At 61.9% G+C, this 16,942-nt stretch carries 15 protein-coding genes and 2 pseudogenes; 5 read left to right on the forward strand and 12 right to left on the reverse strand.

Annotated elements, in window-relative coordinates; translation table 11 throughout:
• Window positions 1-173: 173 nt before the first annotated feature.
• The 4 genes from dnaE to V1289_RS47705 form a co-directional block, all read right to left on the reverse strand.
• Window positions 174-3,686: a DNA polymerase III subunit alpha gene (gene dnaE, locus V1289_RS47690; protein WP_334406680.1), complete on the reverse strand. Its 3,513-nt coding sequence runs from the start codon at window positions 3,684-3,686 to the stop codon at window positions 174-176.
• A 556-nt stretch (window positions 3,687-4,242) separates the two neighbouring features.
• On the reverse strand, window positions 4,243-4,506 hold the full coding sequence (locus V1289_RS47695; RefSeq protein WP_334406683.1) for a hypothetical protein: 264 nt from the start codon (window positions 4,504-4,506) through the stop codon (window positions 4,243-4,245).
• 521 nt (window positions 4,507-5,027) lie between these two features.
• Complete coding sequence (locus V1289_RS47700) at window positions 5,028-5,240, reverse strand: hypothetical protein (RefSeq protein ID WP_074276520.1); 213 nt, start codon at window positions 5,238-5,240, stop codon at window positions 5,028-5,030.
• 211 nt (window positions 5,241-5,451) lie between these two features.
• Complete coding sequence (locus V1289_RS47705; RefSeq protein WP_334406686.1) at window positions 5,452-6,195, reverse strand: outer membrane protein; 744 nt, start codon at window positions 6,193-6,195, stop codon at window positions 5,452-5,454.
• A gap of 331 nt (window positions 6,196-6,526) precedes the next feature.
• Between V1289_RS47705 and V1289_RS47710 the strand changes: the two genes are divergently transcribed.
• The 4 genes from V1289_RS47710 to V1289_RS47725 all read left to right on the forward strand — a co-directional run bounded on the left by V1289_RS47710 (window position 6,527) and on the right by V1289_RS47725 (window position 8,012).
• Window positions 6,527-6,814 carry a DUF3551 domain-containing protein gene (locus tag V1289_RS47710; protein WP_334406688.1) on the forward strand — a complete coding sequence of 96 codons (288 nt, stop codon included), beginning with the start codon at window positions 6,527-6,529 and terminating at the stop codon, window positions 6,812-6,814.
• Window positions 6,815-6,967: 153 nt separating this feature from the next.
• Window positions 6,968-7,228, forward strand: coding sequence for a DUF3551 domain-containing protein (locus V1289_RS47715; protein WP_334406690.1), 261 nt, complete (start codon window positions 6,968-6,970; stop codon window positions 7,226-7,228).
• A complete protein-coding gene (locus V1289_RS47720) occupies window positions 7,228-7,473 on the forward strand; it encodes a DUF3551 domain-containing protein (protein WP_334406692.1) in 246 nt (81 codons plus the stop codon). The genes V1289_RS47715 and V1289_RS47720 overlap by 1 nt, the downstream gene beginning before the upstream one ends.
• Before the next feature lie 287 nt (window positions 7,474-7,760).
• Window positions 7,761-8,012 carry a DUF3551 domain-containing protein gene (locus V1289_RS47725; protein WP_334406694.1) on the forward strand — a complete coding sequence of 84 codons (252 nt, stop codon included), beginning with the start codon at window positions 7,761-7,763 and terminating at the stop codon, window positions 8,010-8,012.
• Window positions 8,013-8,094: 82 nt separating this feature from the next.
• Here V1289_RS47725 and V1289_RS47730 read toward each other — a convergent pair whose 3' ends face one another.
• The 8 genes and pseudogenes from V1289_RS47730 to V1289_RS47765 all read right to left on the reverse strand — a co-directional run bounded on the left by V1289_RS47730 (window position 8,095) and on the right by V1289_RS47765 (window position 16,646).
• Complete coding sequence (locus V1289_RS47730) at window positions 8,095-8,793, reverse strand: ABC transporter ATP-binding protein (RefSeq protein WP_309177259.1); 699 nt, start codon at window positions 8,791-8,793, stop codon at window positions 8,095-8,097.
• 7 nt (window positions 8,794-8,800) lie between these two features.
• Window positions 8,801-10,081 (reverse strand): lipoprotein-releasing ABC transporter permease subunit, encoded by a 1,281-nt coding sequence (locus V1289_RS47735; protein ID WP_074276514.1) that lies wholly within the window; start codon window positions 10,079-10,081, stop codon window positions 8,801-8,803.
• A 72-nt stretch (window positions 10,082-10,153) separates the two neighbouring features.
• The gene (gene proS / locus V1289_RS47740; protein WP_309177261.1) at window positions 10,154-11,473 is read right to left on the reverse strand and encodes a proline--tRNA ligase; all 1,320 of its coding nucleotides are present in this window, start codon (window positions 11,471-11,473) and stop codon (window positions 10,154-10,156) included.
• 201 nt (window positions 11,474-11,674) lie between these two features.
• Complete coding sequence (locus V1289_RS47745; protein WP_334406697.1) at window positions 11,675-11,959, reverse strand: hypothetical protein; 285 nt, start codon at window positions 11,957-11,959, stop codon at window positions 11,675-11,677.
• 146 nt (window positions 11,960-12,105) lie between these two features.
• Entirely contained in the window at window positions 12,106-12,642 is a 537-nt protein-coding gene (locus V1289_RS47750; RefSeq protein WP_334406699.1) for a copper chaperone PCu(A)C, read from the reverse strand.
• Between the two features lie 81 nt (window positions 12,643-12,723).
• Window positions 12,724-13,224, reverse strand: coding sequence for a TlpA family protein disulfide reductase (locus V1289_RS47755; protein ID WP_334406701.1), 501 nt, complete (start codon window positions 13,222-13,224; stop codon window positions 12,724-12,726).
• Window positions 13,221-14,437, reverse strand: a pseudogene (locus V1289_RS47760) (sialidase family protein). The gene V1289_RS47755 and the pseudogene V1289_RS47760 overlap by 4 nt, the downstream one beginning before the upstream one ends.
• A gap of 29 nt (window positions 14,438-14,466) precedes the next feature.
• Window positions 14,467-16,646, reverse strand: a pseudogene (locus V1289_RS47765) (TonB-dependent receptor family protein).
• Between V1289_RS47765 and V1289_RS47770 the strand changes: the two are divergent.
• Window positions 16,531-16,869 carry a hypothetical protein gene (locus V1289_RS47770; protein ID WP_334408043.1) on the forward strand — a complete coding sequence of 113 codons (339 nt, stop codon included), beginning with the start codon at window positions 16,531-16,533 and terminating at the stop codon, window positions 16,867-16,869. The pseudogene V1289_RS47765 and the gene V1289_RS47770 overlap by 116 nt on opposite strands.
• Window positions 16,870-16,942: the final 73 nt, after the last annotated feature.

Below are 16,942 nucleotides of genomic sequence, written 5' to 3' on the forward strand. Positions count from 1 at the left end.
AGCAGGCAAGTAACAAGAAACACGGCGTGGTTGCAACAGCCGGACATTCATGCCGCACCGGCAAAGCGGGCCATGGATAGGTTTTACAAACGGCATCGCACGCAACCGTGCGCCAAGATTAAAAATCTGGAATGACAACCCGCAAGGCAGGAGACGCCGGAGACCCCGCTACCTCACAGCGTCTGCACGTCCACCACGCCCGACACCGCCTTGATCGCGCCGGCGATCTGCGGCGAAACCTTGAAGCGGCCCGGGAGTTTCATTTCGACCTCGGTTTCAAGGTCGAGCATGATGACGAGCGAGACGTCGCCATTGGCCCCGTCCGCCGGGGCTGGCGCGGGTTTGACCTGCGGGGCGCGGGCCGGGCCGCCGGGCGCTGCGGGTTCCGGCATGTTCAGCCGCTTTGCAATGGAATCCAGCGGTTTGGTATCGCGCACGAAGATGCGCAGCCCCTTTTGGGTTTTGGCCGCGGCGGCGTCGAGCGGTTCGGCGTGCAGCACCCTCGCCCGCACGTCCTCGCCCTGCAGCTCGGCGCCGAGCTGCAGCAGCACGGCGGCTCCCGGCTCCAGTACGTCGCGATATTGCGCGAGGCCTTCGGAGAACAACACGGCTTCGAAATGACCGGTCGGGTCCGACAGGCCCATGATGCCCATCTTGTTGCCGGTCTTGGTGCGCCGTTCCATCCGCGACACCACGGTCGCGGCAACCTTGCCGGCGGTCGCGCCGGTTTTGACCGCGCGCGAAAATTCCGCCCACGACTGCACCCGCAACCGTTTCAAGACGGTGGCGTAATCATCCAGGGGATGGCCGGACAGGAAGAAGCCGATGGCGTCGTATTCGCGCCGCAGCCGCTCGGCCGGCAACCAAGGCTCGACCTGCGGCAGCATGATGGTCGGTGCGTCGGAGGCGCCGCCGAACATATCGTTCTGCCCGAGCGTCGCGGCCTCATGGCTGCGCTGGCACGCCGCCAGGATCGCCTCTGCGCCCCCAAATACCCGCGCGCGGTTCGAATCGAGCGTGTCGAAGGCGCCAGCCGCGGCCAGGCTTTCGATGACGCGCTTGTTGATCGCACGCGGATTGGCGCGCGCGGCGAAATCGGCCAGCGACGTGAAGGCGCCCTCTTTCCGCGTCGCCACGATCAGCTCAACGGCCTGCGGGCCGACGCCCTTCAGCGCGGCCAGCGCGTAATAGATCGTGTTGTCGCTGACTTCGAAGGTCGCCCCCGAACGGTTGATATTGGGCGCCTCGACCTTGATCCCGAGCCGCTGCGCCTCGGCGCGAAACTCCGACAGCTTGTCTGTGTTGTTGAGTTCGAGCGTCATCGACGCGGCCAGGAACTCGACCGGATAATGCGCCTTCATATAGGCGGTGTGATACGACACCAGCGCATAGGCCGCCGCATGGCTCTTGTTGAAGCCGTAGTCGGCGAATTTGGCGAGCAATTCGAAGATGGTGTCCGCCTGCCCTTTCGGCACGCCGTTCTTGACCGAGCCGGCCACGAAGATCGCGCGCTGCTTTTCCATCTCGGAGCGGATCTTCTTGCCCATCGCGCGGCGCAGCAAATCGGCGTCGCCGAGCGAGTAGCCGGCCATCACCTGGGCGATCTGCATCACCTGTTCCTGATAGATGATGACGCCGAACGTCTCCTTCAGGATCGGCTCGAGCAGCGGGTGCAGATATTCCGGCTCCTCGTCGCCATGCTTGCGCGCGCAATAGGTCGGAATGTTCGCCATCGGGCCCGGACGATACAGCGCCACCAGCGCGATGATGTCCTCGAAGCGGTCGGGCCGCATGTCGACCAGCGCGCGGCGCATGCCCTGGCTTTCCACCTGGAACACGCCGACCACATCGCCCTTGGCCAGCATCTGGTAGCTTGGGGCATCGTCGAGCGGCAAAGTAGCGAGGTCGATTTCGATGTTGCGCTGCTTGAGCAGCTTGACCGCGACGTCGAGCACGGTGAGCGTCTTCAGGCCGAGGAAGTCGAATTTCACCAGCCCCGCGGGCTCGACCCATTTCATGTTGAACTGAGTCACCGGCATGTCGGATTTGGGATCGCGATAGAGCGGCACCAGTTCGCTCAAGGGACGGTCGCCGATCACGATACCGGCGGCGTGGGTGGAAGCGTGCCGGGTCAGGCCTTCGAGACGCTGGGCGATGTCGAAGGCGCGGGCCACCACTGCGTCCTCGTCGCGAAACGCCTGCAGCTTGGGTTCGCTGGCGATCGCCGCGGCCAGCGTCACCGGCGCTGCGGGATTCTGCGGCACCAGTTTTGTCAGCTTGTCGACCTGCCCATAGGGCATCTGCAGCACGCGGCCGACGTCGCGCAGCACGCCGCGCGCCTGCAGCGTACCGAAAGTGATGATCTGCGCCACCTGATCGCGGCCGTAGCGCTGCTGCACGTAGTCGATCACCTCGCCGCGGCGGTCCTGACAGAAGTCGATGTCGAAGTCGGGCATCGAGACGCGTTCGGGATTGAGGAAGCGCTCGAACAGCAGGCCGAAGCGGATCGGATCGAGGTCGGTGATGGTCAGTGCATAGGCGACCAGCGATCCCGCGCCGGAGCCGCGACCCGGCCCGACCGGAATGCCCTCGGATTTTGCGTGCTGGATGAAATCGGCCACGATCAGGAAGTAGCCCGCATAGTTCATGCGGGTGATGACATCGAGTTCGAACGCCAGCCGCGCGTGATAGGTTTCCTCGGTCATGCCCGGCGCGAGGCCGTGCACCTTCAGCCTATGGATAAGACCCGCCTCGGCCTGGCGCCGCAGCTCGGCGGCCTCCTCGGCCTCGGCGTCGGCTGCATTGCTGCCGGCGCCGACCGTGAAGCGCGGCAGGATCGGCTTGCGCGTCTTCGGCCGGAACGAACAGCGCTCCGCGATCTCCACCGTCGATGCCAGCGCCTCCGGAATGTCGGCGAACAATACCGCCATTTCGGCCCGCGTCTTGAAGCGGTGATCGGGCGTGAGCTGATCGCGATCGGTCTCGGCGATCAAGCGGCCGCCGGCGATACACAACAGCGCGTCATGGGCTTCGTAATCATCGTTGGCGGCAAAGTACGGCTCGTTGGTCGCGACCAGCGGCAGTCCCTTGGCGTAGGCCAGATCGATCAGGCCGGCCTCGGCGCGGCGCTCCTTCTCGATGCCGTGACGTTGCAACTCGACATAGAGGCGATCGCCGAACAGGCTCGCCAGCCGGTCGCAGCGCGTCGCGGCAAGGGCTGCATGATCGCCATGGATCGCCAGCGAGATCGGCCCATCGGGGCCGCCGGTGAGCGCGATCAAATCCTCGGCATCGCCCTCCAGCCACTCGAACTTGATGTGCGGGGACTGATGGACAGGCGTCTCCAGGAACGCCCGCGAGTTCAGCCGCATCAGGCTGCGATAGCCGCGCTCGCGCGCCGCCAGCAATACGATTCGAGAAGGTGCCGAAGCCAGCGCATTGCGCGCATTGGGATCCTGGTCGCCAAAGTCGATCGCGAGCTCGCAGCCGATGATCGGCTGGATGCCGTAGCCCGCCATCTTGTCGGAGAATTCCAGCGCCCCGAACATGTTGTCGGTGTCGGTCAGCGCCAGCGCCGGCTGGCGGTCCGCCTTGGCGAGTTCGCCGAGCTTCTGGATCTTGATCGAGCCCTTCAGCAGCGAATAGGCCGAATGAACGTGGAGATGAACGAATCCGGCACTGGACATGGCTGCTCGAGCGCTTCTGGGTCAGGGATGGCTGCGATCGTCAGGCCAACGGACACGCAAAGGAAACCCAAAGGAAACCCAAGCCTCCAGGCCCGACTCGCCCGCCATGGTGATGCCTGACGCGACCGGAGTCCACGCGCGACGGCGAATGAGCCTTCGCCATCCGGCTTTTCCCCAGGGACACACACCCAAGGCGTACCAAGCGGCCCCGGCCGAAGCCGCATGGCTTCGCCCGGTCCCTGTCCGCCTCGCTCAGAACTGCGGAATCAGCTGCGCCCAGACCGCGATCATCCCGACGAACAGCGTGATCGACGCCAGCGCCGCCGCTTCTTCCATGAAAGTCTTCAACATCCCCGCCTCCCTGGACTAGAACATATGAAGAACAATGTTCCTTTTTTGTTCTCCGGAGTCAAGGGACGGTCGTGGGTCTGTTTGAGAAAGTGACCACGAAATAAATCGCTTGGTTAACGGGACTCGCCTTTGGCGAGGACTGGCAGCTAAGGTCGCCCACCTATTTGGGGGGAGCGATGCGACGATTCTGGCGGGGTATTGCCACTCAGGCTGCTGGCATTCTTTCCCTTACAGACCCAGTCCGAAAGGTCATTGATAAGATTTTCTGGACGGGAGAGGCTTTGAAAAAAGCTTCTGGGATTCCGAAGTGGAAGCCATCATTAACGATGCAGCCAAGGCTATGCGCAAATCGCTTCAGCGCACTCCCGGCGTAATTCGAAATCCAAATTAAGATCAGCGCCTTTCCAACAGCCAAGCCTGCGACTTCCAGCGCATCGTTCTCGTTCGCAAACCCGAAGACGCCATCCATTCCCCGCCGCGCCACGCGACGCTGACCAAGTGGCCCTTGCCGATAGCGTACTGCAGCACGATGAATTGATCGACCTAGCGAGTTGGTTGGGGTCCCTCGGACGTTGGAGGTGAGTTGTCACTCGTATTTCCCGGCCACGCCTTGGAGTGCTCGGCAATCCACTTGCCCGCGTCATGTTCCGTAATAAAGCCCTTGATTACTTCGGTTTCGCCATCGGGCCATAGAATATCGATCCCCCAGCCAGTTCCGGGAATTTTCCGCGCCATGAAGGTTGGTCGCTGCTCGATCATCCCTCGAATATGCGCCGATGGCGGCCCGGTTCAAGCCAGCCATCCTGCCACAATCAAACTGACCCACTACCCAAGGGGGGGTCGTTGGCCGGCTTTAGAAGAGACCTTTTTAGCCCTGACGCGAATCGGTTTGCCCCTCCCCCGGGCCGCTGTGGCGGCGAGAGGGGAACGAGGGTTCCCGCTGCTGATCAAAGCAAGGCGCGCAACTTCCCGTGGGCGTTTGGGAATCGGTCACTTCTTTTTCCCAAAGACCGGCGACTTCACCGGCTTGGCCTTCCAATCGAAGAAATCATAAAGGCCGGACCAGGCATGGACCTCGGCCTGGCAAATCCCGCATTTGAAACTGCCGGAATGCTTGTCAGAATGCTGCTCTCTTGTCGCGTCGTAATCCATCCCGCAACCGGGGCAGGTGAAATGTTCGGTGGTCCAAATGCCGCTTGCCATCCCGCAAATATGCCCCGCCGACCGTCCGTTTTCCAGTGCGGATATCCGTCACAATCAAATTGAGCCTGATCGCGAGTTAATTCCTGCGCGAAATCTTCGGTCGGGCGCAATTACCCGCGCCAGTCCCAGTCTCCGCTGTCCCAACTGCCCGCTCCAACGAAAAAAGCCCCGGGCAATGCCCGGGGCTTTGATCTTGTCGATGATCGCGAGATCAGTACTTCGCGATGATCGGGCCGCCGAACTTGTAGTTCACGCGGACGGTGACGAGATCGACGTCCTGACGGATGCGATCGGCACCGAAGAGCGCGCCAGCCGGCGTGGTGAAGGTGTAGGTGCGATCCTGCATGAACAGGTGATCGTACTCGATCGCGGCCGACCAGTTCGGGGCGAAGCCGTATTCGAGGCCGACGCCGACCACGCCACCCCAGCGGGTGTCGTCGCTGGTGGTGGCGGAGAGAGCGCCGCCAGTGGTGTTGATGCGGTAACGATCCGCGGTCACCGCAGCACCACCCTTGAGGTAGAACAGCACGTTGTTGGCGGCATAGCCGACCTGACCCGTGAACAGACCGAACGCGTCGATCTTCGAGGTGTTGACGAAACCGGGGAACAGCAGGCTCGTGTTCGAGCCCTTCAGGTCAGCCCAGTCACCCTGCGCTTCAACGCCGAACACCCAGGTGCCGGACTGCCAGCGATAACCGACCTGACCACCGGCGACGCCGCCAGTTGCGTCATGGCTGCCTTCACCGCCGACCAAAAACGGCGGCACGGAATCCCAGCTGTTGTGGCTCGAACCCCAACCACCGTTGGCGCCGACGTAGAAACCGCTCCAGTCGTACACAGCGGCGATCATCGCGGGCGCCTTGGTGTAAGGACGCGCAGCAAGATCAGCAGCCACTGCCGGCGCAGCCGCGCCGAGCGCGATCAGACTGGCCGTAACAAGCAAAACCTTCTTCATCTTTTTTATCCCGTTCCGATTTTTGTACAGCCCCCAAGGCCGTTGCAACCTCATAGCAGCGTTCGTTTGAAATGCTGTAACTTCGATGCAACAGGCGGCGCTAAACGACTTCGGCGAAAACGTAAGTTAATGTTGCGTTACAGGCACTTTTCGGAACATTGTGATGACGCTTGCCGCAAAAAATTCACATTTCAATCGCGCACCATCGTTTGCGCGCGAGAATGTGTTTGACGAGAAGGCGCGTACGGCTTGGATCGGAATAATAGAAGTTCGATGATGCCGAAAAACAGCCGTCAGGTTGGGGAAATTCGGGCGTTGGGGAGATTCGAAAATGCGTAGAGTGATTCTGGCGTTGCTGGCGGCCGGCGGTCTCATAGCACTCGGCGCGATGCCCGCCGAAGCGGTCGGCACGCGATACCCGTTCTGCATCCAGGGCGACGACCATCCCGGCCTGAGCAATTGCACCTTCACGAGCTATGAGCAGTGTCAGGCCTCGGCTTCCGGGCGCCGCCTGTGGTGCATCGCCAATCCCTATTATGTCGGCGACGGCGACGCGCCGCCCTATGCCGGCCGCGGCCGCCGCTTGCCGCCGGCCTATCCGGGCTACCCCAGGTACTGAACCGGGTACGGCGCATCGAGGATCGGCGACGGCGAGGCCGACCATTTGCACGATCCCGAGCGTTCAGCGCGCGAACGTGATTTGACGCAGCCCTCGCATGGGTTGTCTGTTGACGGTTGACGATTACCGTCAAAGTCGGACACGGAGGACGTCATGCGAACGGCATTACTGGCGCTGATGGTGGGCTGTGCCGCGTCTGCAACGGTTGCGATGCCGGCATCGGCGCGCGATTACCCCTACTGCATCAGGGGTTGCGACTTCGGCTCGGGTCTCGGCGATTGCAGTTTCACAAGTTACCAGCAGTGCCAGGCGAGCGCTTCAGGGCGGACGGCCACCTGTGAGGAAAACCCGAATTTCAGCGGCAAGGCGGAAATGACGGCCGACCGCGGCCGCATGTCCCGCAGGAGGTACTGATGCGCGCATCGGCTTTGGTCATTCTGGCGACCGCAGCCGCTGGCCCGGCAGCGGCCCAAACCTATGCACCGGGCTATCCGGTCTGCCTGCACGTGTACGGACCGGCCACCTATTACGAATGCCGCTATACGTCGATGGAGCAGTGCGCCATAACCGCATCGGGCCGTTCAGCACAATGCGTGCTCAACCCCTATGTCGCGAACGCGGAAGTCCCGGCGCGCTACCGGCGGCACCGCGCTTATTGAGCGCCGGAGCACCGGTCCTGCAAGAATATTGAATCAGAACGGTGCTTTGGATTCTTGGTTTGACGCATTTTCCAAGCGCGAACCAGCAACCACTCCGGATCAAGTCGCGGCAGCTTTTCGCCTGGAAACGCACGACGCCGGCTCGACGGCCTGGACATCGGCCAACGACACAGACCGCGCCAGGCGCGTGCTTCGGCACGGGTAGCCACGCGCCCCGAAACCTCCTATTTCATTGCCAAGGCCGAAATGCCGGCCGATCGCGGTCGGATGCCCCGCAGGAGGTATTGATGCGCGTTCTGACTTTGGCGATGTTGGCAGTTGGCGCGGTGTCGATCGCCCAACCGGCGCAGGCCCAAACCTACGACCCGAGCTATCCGGTTTGCATGCGGGTGTTTGGCGACCCGACCTATTTCGAATGCCGTTACTCGACCATCGCGCAATGCAAAGGCACGGCGGCCGGCCGTGGCGCGGAGTGCCTGCTTAATCCCTATTTTGCAAGTGCGGTGGATCCCGCGCGCCGGCGGCATCGCGCTTATTGATTCTCGTTTTGACGCGTATTCTTTATGCGAACCGGTATCCACCCCGGTTCAAGTCCGGGGCAGGCTTTCGCTTGAAAACGCTTTATTCCAGCTCGACGACCTGGCCGTCGACCAGCGACACCCGGCGGTCCATCCGGCCGGCGAGTTCCATATTGTGGGTCGCGATCAGCATCGCGACCCGCGTCGCCTTCACCAGCTGCATCAACGCATTGAATACGTGATCGGCGGTGTGCGGATCGAGATTTCCGGTCGGCTCGTCCGCCAATAGCGCGCGCGGCGCGTTGGCCACTGCGCGCGCGATCGCGACGCGCTGCTGTTCGCCGCCGGACAATTCGGCCGGCCGGTGGGTGATGCGATCGCTCAAGCCGAGATAGGACAGGATTTCAGTGGAGCGCTTGATGGTCTCGGCGCGCCTGAGGCCGCGGATCATTTGCGGCAGCATGACGTTTTCGAGCGCGGTGAATTCCGGCAGCAGCCGGTGCGACTGATAGACGAAGCCGATGTCGGTACGGCGAATCAGCGTGCGTTCGGTATCCGACAATTGCGAGGTCGGTGTCCCCGCCACATAGACCTCGCCGTCGTCGGGGCCTTCGAGCAGGCCGGCGATATGCAGCAACGTCGATTTGCCCGAACCCGACGGCGCCACCAGCGCCACCGATTGCCCCGCCCACAGCGCCAGCTTGGCGCCGTTGAGAATGGTCAGCGTCGCCTCGCCTTGCCTGTACTGGCGTTTTATCTCGTGAAGATAAATAACCGGTACATCTTCTGCCCCCTCGGCCATCTCGTCCTCACTCGTACCGCAGCGCGTCGACAGGATCGAGGCGCGCGGCGCGCCAGGCTGGATACAGCGTCGCCAGGAAAGACAGCGTCAGCGCCATGATCACGACCGCCGAGGTCTCGCCAAAATCGATCTCGGCCGGCAGGCGCGACAGAAAATACAGCGTGGGGTCGAACAAGGGCGTGTTGGTGGCCCAGGACAGAAATTGCCGGATCGATTCGATGTTCAGGCAGATCAACATCCCGACCAGGAAGCCGACGAAGGTCCCGACCACGCCGATCGCGGCTCCCGTGATCAGGAAAATCCGCATGATCGAGCCCTGCGAGGCGCCCATGGTGCGCAGGATCGCGATGTCCTGGCCCTTGTCCTTCACCAGCATGATCAGGCCGGAGACGATGTTCAGTGCCGCGACCAGCACGATCATGGTCAGGATCAGGAACATCACGTTGCGCTCGACCTGCAGCGCATTGAAGAAGGTCGAGTTGCGCTGCCGCCAGTCGACCAGGAACACCGGCCGCCCGGCGGCCTCCGTCACCGTCTTGCGGTAGGTGTCGATCTTGTCGGGATCGGCGGTGAACACCTCGATCGCGGTGACGTCGTCCTTGCGGTTGAAATAGGCCTGCGACTCCGCCAGCGGCATGAACACGAAGCCGGCATCGTACTCCGACATGCCGATCTCGAACACGGCCGTGATCTTGTAGGGCTTGATACGGGGCGTCGTGCCCATCGGCGTGACCGCGCCGCGCGGCGCGACCAGCGTGATGCTGTCGCCGGCATGCAGCGACAATTGATCGGCGAGCCGGCGGCCGATTGCGACGCCCTGCCCCTCGTCGAATCCCTCGAGCGTGCCCTGTTTGATGTTCGAGGCGATCGAGGTGAGATTGTTGAGATCGTCGGCGCGCATGCCGCGGACCAGCACGCCGGATGCATTGAAGGCCGAGGACGCCAGCGCCTGGCCATCCACCACGGGCGCGGCAAGCCGGATACCGGAGACCTGGCTGATGCGCTCGGCGACGTCCTTCCAGTCGGTCAGCGGCGATTCCAGCGGCTGCACCAGCAAATGCCCGTTGAGGCCGAGGATCTTGTCCAAGAGCTCCTTGCGGAAGCCATTCATGACGGCCATCACGATGATCAGCGTGGCGACGCCGAGCATGATGCCGAGAAAGGAAAAGCCGGCGATGACGGAAATGAAACCTTCCTTGCGACGTGCCCGCAAATAGCGTCCGGACAACAGCCACTCGAATGGCGCAAAAGGCGGGGTTCGGACTGTCTCGTTCATGGTTTCATCCATCTTTCGATAATCCCATGATTCGGGCCAAATGTGGCCGGAATGCCTGACTTCAACGTGTCCGGTGGATAATCTTTATCCTGCTATCCGCGCGACCACTTCGGCCGGGCTGAGATTCTCGCGCGATCCGTCGCTGCGCCGCTTGATCTCGAGCTTGCCCTCGGCGAGGCCCTTGGGGCCGACCAGTATCTGCCAGGGGATACCGATCAGGTCGGCGGCCGCGAATTTCGCGCCGGCGCGCTGGTCGGTGTCGTCATAGAGCACATCGACGCCCTTGGCCTGCAATTCTCCATACAGCTTTTCGCAAGCCGCATCGACGGCCGCGTCGCCCTGCTTCAGGTTCAGGATCACGGCCTTGAACGGTGCGACCGCCTCCGGCCATTTGATGCCGGCATCGTCATGGCAAGCCTCGATGATCGCGCCGACCAGGCGCGACACGCCGACGCCGTAGGAGCCGCCATGGATCGGCACGTCGGCGCCGTCGGGGCCGGCCACCAGCGCCTTCATGGCGTCCGAATATTTGGTGCCGAAATAGAAGATCTGGCCGACCTCGATGCCGCGGGTATGCACCTTCTTGTCGGCGGGCACTTCGCGTTCGAAGCGCGCGGCATCATGGACGTCTTCGGTCGCGGCATAGACCGAGGTCCATTGCTTGATGATGCCGGTGAGATCGCCGTCGTAATCGACATCGTCGCCGGGGATCGGCAGATTGAGCACGTCGCTGTCGCAATAGACGCCGGACTCGCCGGTTTCGGCGAGCACGATGAATTCGTGGCTGAGATCGCCGCCGATGGGCCCGGTTTCCGCGCGCATCGGGATCGCCTTCAGCCCCATCCGCGCAAAGGTGCGCAGATAAGCGACGAACATCCTGTTGTAGGAACGGCGTGCGGCCGCCTCGTCGATGTCGAAGGAATAGGCGTCCTTCATCAGGAATTCGCGGCCGCGCATCACGCCGAAGCGCGGACGCTGCTCGTCGCGGAACTTCCACTGGATGTGGTAGAGATTGAGCGGCAGACTCTTGTAGGATTTGACGTAGGCGCGAAAAATCTCGGTGATCATTTCCTCATTGGTCGGCCCGTACAGCAATTCGCGCTTGTGGCGATCGCTGATGCGCAGCATCTCCGGCCCGTAGGCGTCGTAGCGGCCGCTTTCGCGCCAGAGATCGGCGAGCTGCAGCGTCGGCATTAACAGCTCCAAGGCGCCGGCGCGGTCCTGCTCCTCGCGGACGATCTGCTCGATCTTCTTCAGCACCCGAAAACCCAGCGGCAGCCAGGCATAGATGCCAGCCGCCTCCTGCCGCATCATGCCCGCGCGCAGCATCAGCCGATGCGAGACGATCTCCGCCTCTTTCGGATTCTCTTTCAGGATCGGCAGGAAAAAACGCGACAATCGCATGGGTCAAACTCAAGGGAATCAGCGGGGACACGAGAGGGGTGCAGTGAAACCGGATCGGGTACGAAAACACAAGGCCGGGGCGTGTGAAAAGCCGCTGGGAATGCGGATTTCCGGCCATTTCGGCCCAAAGATCGTGGCGGGGCAAAATCCATCCTAGGGCGCGATTCCGTGCCGGAATCCGCGCCTTGATGGCGCATGCGTTCATTTGATCAGGATCGGCGATTCCACGCTGAACGTGTCGCTATCGGCGATCGAAATGCCAAGGCCGAGCATCCAGCGCCCGGCCGCCAGATTGGGAATTCTCACGTGCCAGCTGTCGTCAAAGCTATGTTCGGCCTGAACCGCCTGCAGCCGCTTTCCGGCTTTCGCATCGGAAAGCGTCACCGACACGGCCTTGGCCGTCAGCGGCTTCTCTTCCATCGTCTCAAGCTGGATCGTGATGTCCACCGGCCCGGCGCGTCCCGGCGAAACCGTGACATTGGCCATCGCCTTCTCTGTGTGAATATGTGTGAAGAAATCGTCATCGCCCGCGGCGGCTGCCGGTCGTGCTGTACCGGACAGCCAACCAAGGCAGAGGATGCCTAACGCGAGCCGCGACAATAGCGAACCACGAGACCGTCGGTGCGCCATCGTCATCGCATCTTCATGCCGGGATGATCCGGCATATTCTTCATCTCCATGTGACCGCCTGCCCCATCGGCGCCCGCGGGCGCCGGCGCGCCGACGCCCTGCACATCGAGCGACAGCGTCACCTTGCCGGCTTTTTCAAATTCAAGCGTAATCGGTACCTTGTCGCCTTGTTTCAGCTGACCCTTCAGGTCGAACATCATCAGATGATAGCCGCCCGGCGCAAGCTTGACGGTCTTGCCGGGCTCGATCGTCAGGCCGTTGTCGAGTGGACGCATCGTCATCACGCCGTCTTTCACGGCCATCTCGTGGACCTCGACCTTGCCGGCGATGTCCCCTGCGCCACCGATGAGGCGATCGGGTGCGGAGCCCTTGTTTTCGATGGTGAGGTAGCCGCCGGCGACTTTCGCCCCGCTCGGTGTCGCGCGGCTCCAGGCTTGCGAGATGACGAGATCGCCGGCCTTGATTTCTTCGGCGCCTGCAGAGCCGGAGAAGGAAGCAAGGAGCAGATTTGCGGCGATGAATAACAGAAGACGATTCATATGATATCTTTCGAGTTGTGGAACATAGCGCGGGCGGAAGCGAGGGTCGCTATGACACGTCAGCGCGGGACTATTCGTCGGTCATCTCTTCACGGCCAGTTGCTGATCCGACCAGTTTTCGAGGTCCTTCATTTCGGCCGAACCTTCAATCGTCGTGCTGGTTCCATCGCGCGAGATCAGGATGGTACGAGGGATATCACCCTGCCAGGCCGGGTCGATCTCGAATCGCAGGCGTTCGACGAAGCCATCGCTGAAGATCCAGTTTTCCGCCGGCCAGAGCCCGGCCTTCTCCAGCATCGAGCGGGTGGCGCCGGGCAGATCCGGAACGAGATCGGCACTGATCGTCACCACGTCGACCCCGGCATGATCCGTCATGAATTTCCCGAGCAGCGGCAGCTCGACCTTGCAGGGACCGCAGGTCACGCCCCAAAAATGCACAAGCGTCGGCCGGCCCGCGTGCGAACGCAGGACGTCCTGCCAGCTCCCGCGTACGAAAGGCTTCAGTTGCTGCGGCGCTTCCGAAGCCGTAGCGGACAGCAGAAGCCCGACCAGGAAAACTCCGGCAAGCAGATGGCGGCTCATGATCCGTCTCCGATCGGCTGAATGCGATACCCGTCGGCCTTTGTCATCCAGGAAAGGAAGGTGTTTTGTCCATCGCTGACCAGCAGCGGGTGATCGGAAGTGTCCGTCGTAGCGGCGACCGCGGTCGGCTTTGACCAGCTTTGGCCGTCATCACGGGAGGTCATCAGATTGACCGTGGTTTTCTCGCCATCGAACTCCTTCCAGACCATCGTCATGCCGCGCGGGCCCGCCAGGATATATGGCCGCGTGGGATTGCGATCAGCCCTCCCGACCGGAATCGGATCGGAAAAGGTCCGGCCTTCGTCCTGCGACCGGGCATAGAAAAGCCCCTTCCGCGCCTTGCCATTGGTGTACCAGGTCACGTGATAGGTCCCGGTGGCCGAGATCGCCAGACTGGGCCCATGGTGAGGGCATGCGGCGATCTGCCAATCATCCTTGCTGACGCGCCGAACCTCGCCCGGCGTCGCCGGATCGGCGAACGTTACGATGGCGTGATCCCGAACGCCGCCGTCGAAGATGTTCCTGAACACGACGACGGGGTGGCCGGGCGCGGCGAACGCCAGACCGAGCCGGCAGCACTCGCAGGTGTTATCCGCCGCCAACCGCGCTTCGGAATAGGTCGCACCGCCATCTTTCGACGACGCAAAGAACAGCCCGGCGCCATCGTACTTCTGGCCGTTCTGCTGGGCTGGAACGCGGTTGCGCTTGTCGAGCCCCGCCAGGCGGCAAACACCGTTCCATCCGCATCGAGGCCAAGCGCTTCGAAGCGCTGGCTCTCATTGTTGGACGTGATCGGACGCAACTCATCGAAACTCTTCCCTCCGTCCGTGGACCGCGTGGTGAGCACCTGGCCGTTGAAGGCCTTGTCCCTGAAGACCGAGAACGCCAAGGCTATGCCGCCCTTGCGATCGACGACAATCTTGGGACGGGCGTCGGGGCCCCAATCGAGATTGAGATGCTCCTTGGTCACCTGGACCGGTGTCGAAAAGCTGTGGCCGCCGTCCTTCGAGCTTGCGACCGATATCTGGCCTCCGGCCATCCAGGCTAGCCACAGCGTTCCATCGGGAGCAAAGGTCGGCGTGACCTTCGATGCGCAACGCAAGACGGTCTCATCGCATGCCGCTTCGGATGCGTGCTGATGGTTCATTTGCGCGGGCGCAGCCGTCAGCGAAAGCGCGAAGGCGATCGTTCCGAGCATGCCTGTTCGAAGCATGGCTTTACTTCCTCTGTAGACCCAATCGATCATCTGAATGCCACCTTCATGCCCGCAACGAAAGCACGAGGAGACCCGGCATAGATCGAACCAGTCTGCGTTGTCGCAAGCACGCTCGCAGGATTCTGAATCCCCGCACTATTGACCGTATTTCCGACGTTGTTGGCCGAAGCTAGGTCCGGTCGAACACGTTTCGAACCTCAAGATACAGGCTCAACGCCCTGAAGTAGTCGGACCCAAGGTCTGTCTTGTAGTGCACATTGAGGTTGACCAGTTCATAGCCCGGCGCCTTCAACAAATTGGCGTTGTCCATGTAGAACGAGTCCTTCCACTGAACCTCGACGAACGCTCCGAGGCCTGCAAACCGTCCTGACATTTCGTCATAGCCGAGCCGGGTCGTCAGCTCGTTCGGCGCGATGCCGGGGATTTTGTTTCCCGCCCGGTTAAAGCTGAAGACCGCACCGTTGATGATGTTCTCCGTGTATTCGGTGTAGACCTCATCGAGATAGGTATAAGCCGCTGTAAATCGCCAGCCGGGGTAGAACTTCCAGTCGGCTGCCAGCTCCACCCCGCGATGTTCCGATCGCGGCGCATTGAACGTGTAGCTCAAGTTCGGTGCTCCGACTTGGGTTGCCTGAGTGACCAGTTCGTTGCGGAAAAACTCGTAGAAGCCGGTCATACTTAGTTTGAGCGCATTGTTCGGCGTCCAGTCGAAGCCGAGGTCGTAACCGAGGTTCTTCTGCGTTTGCAGCTGGGTATTATTGCCGAACGCACCGCTCGGGAGAACAAACAGGTTTGTGACCTGCGGGGTTCCGTAACCTGTGGCGGCTCGGGCGCGGAACAGCCACTCGCTGTTGACCTTGTAGAGCAAGGCCAGTTCGGGAGCGGTATTTTGAAATTGCAGGTCGGCGGTCGTTGGCGGAGGGATCGTGGCTATCGGAACATTGAATGTATTGTACTGGTAGACCGTATTAATTCCCTTCAAGCGCGTGGTTTCCCATCCGATCCCGGCAACCGCCGTCAGGTTTGGGTTGAGCTTTAGCTCCTCTCTCGCCCGACCCCCGTAGTCAGACGTGTCGCTAAACGTATTGGCCTGAAGCAGTCCCAATGTTGCATTGCCGCCCGGCATCACGTTGCGGGTATCGCTTGAGGCCACCAGCGTATTGTACCAACCACCGACGAATGTCGTGGAATCCATGCCGAAGATTTCGCCGCGCTTGGTGACGTCGGTCATGTAGTTGTAGGAGGGAAAGTCGCCGATCGCGCTGGTCGACCCCGTTGGCTGATTGATATCGCGATCGTCGAAAACGAACTGAGTTCGCCAGGTTGTCGTGTTGTCGAAATCATGTTCCCAGCGGCCGCCGACGATGGTGCGGCGGTCATCCCGTCCAAAGCCCGCCTGCACCGCGGTAACCGAACTCTTCGGACCATTGAAGCCGTTGTTGAACAGGGGTTGTGATCCACACCCGGCAACCCCCGCCGCATCGCATCCCACCTGAAACGGATTTTGATAGTATTGGTTCAGCGACAATCGCACCGGTAGGCGCGTGCTCAGGTCATTGTTGATGAACTTGACGGTTAAGCGGTCGTCGGGGGTCGCCTGCAAGGTACCCAGGAAGTTCACCGTCTGGGTATTGAACCAGCTGTTCTGGATAAAACCGTCGCCACGTACATCGCTAGCAAACAGCGAGCCAACGAAATTGCCGACCTTCTTGCCGGCCGCCAGATAGTTGCTGAGGTAGCCAAAACTGCCGCCATCGACGCCGTATTCCACGCCGTCGATGCTGCCGCCAGGACGGGTGCGAAAATTGAGCGCGCCGCCGGTCGCGTAATTGCCATAGAGCGCCGATGACGGCCCCCTGATGACGTCGATCGCGCCATAGGCACGGGGATCGATCAGATCGCTCCGGGAAAGTCCGTCAGGCTGGGTCACGGGGAAACCGTCCTCGAAGATCACCAGGTTGCGAATGCCAAAGCCGTTGCGGGCGTTTGAACCGCGGATCGAAATGCCGATATCGCGCGGTCCGTTGCCCTGCTTCACCGATATGCCGGGGCTATCGCTCAAGACGTCGCCGACTGAAAATGAAGGCCGGTTGTCGAACCGGCTTCGATCGACCGTCGTCGATGTCTGCCCGGCGGGCGCCCGGCCGAGCGTTTCGCGGGCTGCGCTTGCGGTAACGTTCTCGTTCTGCGACGCGGCGGTCGTCACCGGTGTCGCGGTTGGCGTTGTTTGCCGTCGCACCGATGACGAGCGAGTTCTGGGCTTCGACGCCGCCGGTCTGGCACGAATTTCCCGGGGAGCGTCCACTGTCACCGTCGGCAATGTCCGGTCTGCCGTCTGCGCGCTGGTGTTGGAAGGAATGGCGGAAAGCGCGCTGCAAAGCACAAGCAGGCTCGCGCTGCCTAGGGCACGACGACGACACATGGGGTAATCCTGACACCGGCGCTGTGGCCGGGTTGACTCGACTGCACCAACCGGCACGGCCGCGGCCGCACCGATCGCTC

It is taken from the genome of Bradyrhizobium sp. AZCC 2289 (assembly GCF_036924615.1).
Lineage (GTDB): Bacteria > Pseudomonadota > Alphaproteobacteria > Rhizobiales > Xanthobacteraceae > Bradyrhizobium.

Bases quoted from the DNA above. Each gene is read 5' to 3' on its own strand.
- dnaE (WP_334406680.1), bottom strand. From the start codon at position 3,686: ATGTCCAGTGCCGGATTCGTTCATCTCCACGTTCATTCGGCCTATTCG.
- V1289_RS47695 (WP_334406683.1), bottom strand. From the start codon at position 4,506: ATGGATGGCGTCTTCGGGTTTGCGAACGAGAACGATGCGCTGGAAGTC.
- V1289_RS47700 (WP_074276520.1), bottom strand. From the start codon at position 5,240: ATGGCAAGCGGCATTTGGACCACCGAACATTTCACCTGCCCCGGTTGC.
- V1289_RS47705 (WP_334406686.1), bottom strand. From the start codon at position 6,195: ATGAAGAAGGTTTTGCTTGTTACGGCCAGTCTGATCGCGCTCGGCGCG.
- V1289_RS47710 (WP_334406688.1), top strand. From the start codon at position 6,527: ATGCGTAGAGTGATTCTGGCGTTGCTGGCGGCCGGCGGTCTCATAGCA.
- V1289_RS47715 (WP_334406690.1), top strand. From the start codon at position 6,968: ATGCGAACGGCATTACTGGCGCTGATGGTGGGCTGTGCCGCGTCTGCA.
- V1289_RS47720 (WP_334406692.1), top strand. From the start codon at position 7,228: ATGCGCGCATCGGCTTTGGTCATTCTGGCGACCGCAGCCGCTGGCCCG.
- V1289_RS47725 (WP_334406694.1), top strand. From the start codon at position 7,761: ATGCGCGTTCTGACTTTGGCGATGTTGGCAGTTGGCGCGGTGTCGATC.
- V1289_RS47730 (WP_309177259.1), bottom strand. From the start codon at position 8,793: ATGGCCGAGGGGGCAGAAGATGTACCGGTTATTTATCTTCACGAGATA.
- V1289_RS47735 (WP_074276514.1), bottom strand. From the start codon at position 10,081: ATGGATGAAACCATGAACGAGACAGTCCGAACCCCGCCTTTTGCGCCA.
- proS (WP_309177261.1), bottom strand. From the start codon at position 11,473: ATGCGATTGTCGCGTTTTTTCCTGCCGATCCTGAAAGAGAATCCGAAA.
- V1289_RS47745 (WP_334406697.1), bottom strand. From the start codon at position 11,959: ATGGCCAATGTCACGGTTTCGCCGGGACGCGCCGGGCCGGTGGACATC.
- V1289_RS47750 (WP_334406699.1), bottom strand. From the start codon at position 12,642: ATGAATCGTCTTCTGTTATTCATCGCCGCAAATCTGCTCCTTGCTTCC.
- V1289_RS47755 (WP_334406701.1), bottom strand. From the start codon at position 13,224: ATGAGCCGCCATCTGCTTGCCGGAGTTTTCCTGGTCGGGCTTCTGCTG.